3 protein-coding genes are annotated in these 3,607 nt (G+C 60.4%); all 3 read right to left on the minus strand.

All coding sequences use genetic code 11. From position 1 onward, the window contains the following. On the minus strand, window positions 1-1,317 hold a 1,317-nt coding region (locus tag ACJWXQ_RS04030), incomplete at its 3' end, for a flagellin (protein WP_406672208.1). 328 nt (window positions 1,318-1,645) lie between these two features. After that, entirely contained in the window at window positions 1,646-2,839 is a 1,194-nt protein-coding gene (flgL, locus tag ACJWXQ_RS04035) for a flagellar hook-associated protein FlgL (protein WP_406672206.1), read from the minus strand. 6 nt (window positions 2,840-2,845) lie between these two features. Further along, window positions 2,846-3,607 (minus strand): flagellar basal body rod C-terminal domain-containing protein (locus ACJWXQ_RS04040; RefSeq protein WP_406672207.1); only part of this gene is annotated, 762 nt, incomplete at its 5' end.

Consider the following 3,607-nt stretch of genomic DNA (forward strand, 5'->3'; position numbering starts at 1 on the left):
AGCGCGGGTCACCGAAATCTCGTTACTTGTGGCGCTGTAAGCGGCGGTAATGTCAGCCAGACCATCCAGACTCGCGGCGATGGCACTACCGAGCGCATCCTGATCCACCGAGCCGCCCGCCGTAATATCACCGGCCAAGACAGTGACTTCCACGTTGCTGAACCCGGCCACTTCCAGCTCGAACACCAGGTCTTGGCCGCCAGTGGTCGCCGAAATCTGGGAGCTAACAGCCAGGGTGCCGGTGGTGGCAACGGTGGTGACGCTGGAGATGGCATCGCCCACGCCCATGACATCGCCGAAGACCACGCTCAGGTCATCGGTATTGACGCCGGTGGCCGCATTGGTGATGCTCATGTTGGAGAATTCGATATTCTCGCCGTCTTCATTGCGGAAGACCAGGCTGTCCCCGTCGCGCTCGACGGTCACACCAATGTCGGCATCATTGACGGCCTCTTCGACCGCGATAGCCAAGGCCGTTCCACCGAAATCACCGGTAGTGCCGGCTTCCACCGAAATCGTTGCGCTACCAATATCGAATTCGAAGGAAACTTCCTCTAATCCGCCAGCGCCATCCGAAGCGGCTTCAATCGAGCCCACCGTCATCTCGGCCGTCTCGGTGAACTCAGCCTGTTCAGCCGAAACACCGGACAGGCCCTCGGCATTAATGGCGTCAACGATGGCAGAGAGGTCGTCACCGGCCCCGGAAAGATCGATGGAATCGTCACCAATCGTGATGGTGCGATCACCACCAGCCACATCGGCCAGGTCGCTGGTGTTGACGCCCTCCTGATCACCGAAGACCTGCAGACCAAGCTGATCGGTGCGGGAATCCACACCATCCACGGAAATGGTCTGACCGCGGTTGGCGCCCACCTGGAAGACCAGGTCGGAGAGGGTGCCGTCCAGGACGTTCTGATCATTGAACTGGGTGGATTCGGCAATCCGCTGAATCTCGGCCACAGCCTGTTCAACCTCCTGGTTCAGGGCTTCCCGATCGGAGGCGGAGTTGGTGTCATTGGCGGACTGCACAGCCAGTTCGCGGACACGCTGCATGAGGTTGGAGACCTCTTCCAGCGCACCCTCGGCGGTCTGGGCGAAGGAAATGCCATCGTTGGAATTCCGGATGGCCTGGTTCTGACCGTTGATCTGAGCGGTGAAACGCTCGGAAATGGCCAGGCCGGCCGCATCGTCCTTGGCGCTGTTGATGCGCAGACCGGACGAGAGCCGCTCAAGGGAAGTCGCCAGAGCGCCCTGGGAGGAAGACAGGTTCCGCTGGGCGTTGAGCGACATGATGTTGGTGTTAATAACCGAACCCATGCTCATAAGTCATACTCCTAATTTGCCGTTTCTGAAGTTGTCCGAGTGAGACCTCGGGCTTCATGCCCAACGCCGGGTCCTCTGGGTCGATGGGACAATTGCGGCGCTGTCAGTGGGCTTAACGGCGGGAGGGGAGGAGACTTTAGGGCCCGGGGGGAATTTTCCATAACGGGCGACGAACGGTGCAGGGAGCGGGATGGGCGGCTGCGGGGGCGGTTTTCTGGGCCCTGGGGGGCGCGATACAGCGGTGTGACAGGTTTGGGATTGAAATCGCGGATGAATCCGCTCCCACGGTGCCATTCCTGAGGCCCGGGTTCTGCTCCTTGGATCACATGAAGTTGAACAGGCTCAGGCCCTGGACCCGTACATAGGCCTGCTGGGCAGCCTGGAGCCCCACCTGCTGCTGGTTGAGGCGGGTGATGGCTTCGGCATAGTCGAGATCTTCTATGCCGGATTTGGTGGTTTCCAGGTCCAGGCGAGCCCCGTCATTGACCGACATCTGGTCTTCCACGGCCTTCAGGCGGGCGCCGGTTTCCGAACGAACCTCCAGCATCCGCGAAATGGCCTGATCGGTATCATCCAGGGAGCGGTTGATCTCGTTGAGCTGCCGCGTCCGGTCGCGGGAGTTACTAACCGGCGTTTCAAAGGCATCGATCAGGCGATCAAAGGTATTGAAAATACTGCTATTCCGGCTGGGGGTGACTTCAAAGAGATCGCCCTCTTCCGGATTGCCATCGATGATGAACTCGATACCGGAAAAGCCAATGGTCTCGCCGGAGGCGAACACGCCCGTCTCCACCACGTCACCGACCGAATCACGGACCTCGTACTCGCCATCGGCGAGGATCTCGATTTCGTAACTGTCCCCCGTCCAGTCCTGGAGGTCGCGGATACTGCTGTTCTTGATGACACCGGTGCCCTGATTATCTTCACCCGCCTCGACCTTGAAAGTCCCATTGCCCTCGCGAATACGCATGAAGACTTCCGAGCCCGGGTTGCCATCGGTGACAAAACGATTGGGCCCAATCTGCAGCGTGCGCTGGCCCTCATCGCCGTTATAAGTCACGCCATCCGGGGTCGGGGAAAAAGGCTGGGTGCCGCCGCGATAGCCGGCGAAAATGAAATTGTCGCTGGAATCCTTGGTATTGGCCAAATCAATCAGGGACTGGCGCAGCTCCCGCAGCTCATTGGCGATGAACTGGCGGCTGTCGTTGCCCTGGCTGCCATTGCCCCCCTGCACGGTGAGCTCACGGGCCCGCTGAAGAATGTCCCCTACCTCCGTCAGGGTGCTCTCCTGAGTCTGGAGGCGGTTCTGGGCGATGGTCGCATTGCGGTCAAACTGCTCGTTCTTCTGCAGGGCACGCCCCAGCTCCAGGGCCTGGACCGAGCCGATGGGGTCATCGGAGGGTCGGACAATACGTTTGCCGCTGGCCACCTGCTCCTGGGTTTTAGCCAGTTGCGACTGCTGATTCTGCATTTGCAGAGTCGCATTCAGATTAAACCAGCTCGTTGACACTCTCATCAGTGTTTACCTCCCTACCGCGCTAAGCAGGGACTGAAACACCGTATCAGCCACCCGGATGGATTGCGCCGAAGCCTGATATGCCTGCTGGAAACGCATGAGATTCGCCGCCTCTTCATCGAGATTCACCCCGGAAACCGATTCCAGCGACTCCCGAGCCTGATCCCTGAGGGTTTGCTGGGCATCCCGGTTGGACTGGGACTGGGAGGTCTTGGTCGCCACATCGGCGACCAGTTCGCCCACCGCGTCCTGCAGGGAGGTCTGGCCGCCGTCGAGAACCCCTTCATCCACCAGGGCCGCGAGACGGTTGGCGTTACGGTTATCCCCCGTGGCACCGCTATTGGCTTCCACGGTGAAGGTATCGCCGGCCTCGGGCTGGCCATCGATGGTCACCCGCCAGCCATTGAATTCAATGGGCTCCCCAGGCTCGAAGGTGAAGGCCGTACCATCGATCTCAAAGGTGTCCTCATCGATGAATTCGATCTCCACGGTGTCCAGCAGATCGGGATCATCGATATCCACCACTTCGCCGAGACTGATGCTGCCAGTGCCCAGGTTGTCATCGCCGGGGCCGGCAACGATGGGGGCCGCCGCGGCAACGGCCCGGGGATCATTGATCTCCCGGGCCAGGCCTCCACCGGCACTGCGGGTGGGTTGAATCTGGAAGGCGTCGCCCTCTTCCACGGTGCCATCCACCACCACTTCCATGCCGTCAAAGACGAAGGGGTCGGCGGCACTGCCGTCCCCGGTAAAATTCACCAACTCGCC

Source organism: Natronospira sp., assembly GCF_007134575.1.
GTDB lineage: Bacteria > Pseudomonadota > Gammaproteobacteria > Natronospirales > Natronospiraceae > Natronospira > Natronospira elongata.

Bases quoted from the DNA above. Each gene is read 5' to 3' on its own strand.
- flgL (WP_406672206.1), bottom strand. From the start codon at position 2,839: ATGAGAGTGTCAACGAGCTGGTTTAATCTGAATGCGACTCTGCAAATG.